Source organism: Bradyrhizobium sp. Ai1a-2 (assembly GCF_000426245.1).
In the GTDB taxonomy this organism is placed as follows: domain Bacteria; phylum Pseudomonadota; class Alphaproteobacteria; order Rhizobiales; family Xanthobacteraceae; genus Bradyrhizobium.
The window spans coordinates 1-1,257 of sequence record NZ_AUEZ01000234.1 but is presented as its reverse complement, the minus strand read 5'-3'; the positions used below and the strand labels follow the sequence as shown (position 1 = coordinate 1,257).

At 60.4% G+C, this 1,257-nt stretch carries 2 protein-coding genes; one reads left to right on the top strand and one right to left on the bottom strand.

The features are described from left to right. Positions 1 to 143: 143 nt before the first annotated feature. Positions 144 to 329, bottom strand: coding sequence for a hypothetical protein (locus K288_RS55435; protein ID WP_084800148.1), 186 nt, complete (start codon positions 327 to 329; stop codon positions 144 to 146). Between the two features lie 559 nt (positions 330 to 888). On the opposite strand from K288_RS55435, the gene K288_RS54580 reads away from it, so the two are divergent. Continuing rightward, the coding region (locus tag K288_RS54580) for a hypothetical protein (RefSeq protein WP_210164452.1) at positions 889 to 1,257 on the top strand (369 nt) is incomplete at its 3' end.

Sequence of the window (1,257 nt, the reverse complement as noted above, 5' to 3'; positions counted from 1 at the left end):
GGCGTCAAACCCCGAAAGCTTGCAATCTCAAACCCCCTCACGACCGAAAAATCGACTCCACATCAATGGCTTGGGCGATTCTTCACGGACGACAAGAAAGCTAAAGCTTCGGCTCTGATCCCATCAGAACCGAAGCTCTAGCCCTACTTGCCGCCCGCTGCTTCTCGTGCCAGTCGCTCGGCCTTCAGCCGTTCGCGATTTTTATGGAAGGCCTCTTGCGCGAGCTGATGCTCCCGCATGGCCTGTTCTGCATCGCGCCGACGCTCGGCCTCCCTGGCCTTGCGTTGCTCTGGCGTTGGCTTTTCACGCGCTGTGTATGTTTCTGACATGCAGCTTCAACGCGCGAGGCCCTCAAAGGTTCCCTCCGCGTTGCGCGGCAAGGCGAATTATCGCAATTGAATCAATATGATTTGCCCGGTCCAGTCGGCATGCGGAAAATAAACCGCTTCGTTTCCACCCCAAATCACTCCTATAAGTCCGCCGTCCCGCCCGGCAAGAGGGGCGGATCGCGATCGTCACGAACGCGCGGCGGGATGCGGTGGACGCGAATGTTGCGACAGGCGAACGCAACTATCCGCGGACGGCGAAGTCGTGTGGTCCTGGCGCCCCGACGCTGGCGCTAAGTTTTTCGTGCGAGAAAAGTTCGCGCGAGAGATGACGGTGGCAAAAAAGCCCGGTCACCGGGGAGAGCACGAAGGAAACCGTTAAAACCATTGCGCAGGGAAGGCCGGCGTTGCTCCGGTTGACCTGTGGTCCTACCCCCGTGCTTTTTGTTGCACGGGGCCCACGGGTGCAATCGGCACCCGGCCTTCCCTGCGCCCTCTCTTTATCGGGACGGGTGAAACAGCCGCAAAGCTCGGGCAGTTCGTGCCGCGAGAATGCGGACGCATGTCCACACTCCACCGTCATGCCCGCGAAGGCGGGCATCCAGTATCCGGCAGCCTCTCGGCTCAAGCACTGCTGTCTCTGGAATACTGGATCGTCCGGTCAAGCCGGACGATGACAGCGGAGTGGCTGTTTGAAAATCGAATCTGGCTCTTTGTCGTTCTTGGTCGTCCCGGCGAAGGCCGTCGACGCTCTTTCTTCACCTCTCCCGCTTGCGGGGAGGTCGGCGCGCAGCGCCGGGCGGGGCTCTCTCCATTCGGGGAATCCCAATGTGGAGACACCCCCACCCCGCCCTCCCCCGCAAGCGCAGGGGAATCGCATATGGATTTGCGGCGGCTATTGCATTGGAATGCAAGAAGGATTCTGAAGACG

What these genes read in the sequence shown, in the direction of transcription:
- K288_RS55435 (WP_084800148.1), bottom strand. Translation starts at nt 329, where the DNA reads ATGTCAGAAACATACACAGCGCGTGAAAAGCCAACGCCAGAGCAACGC.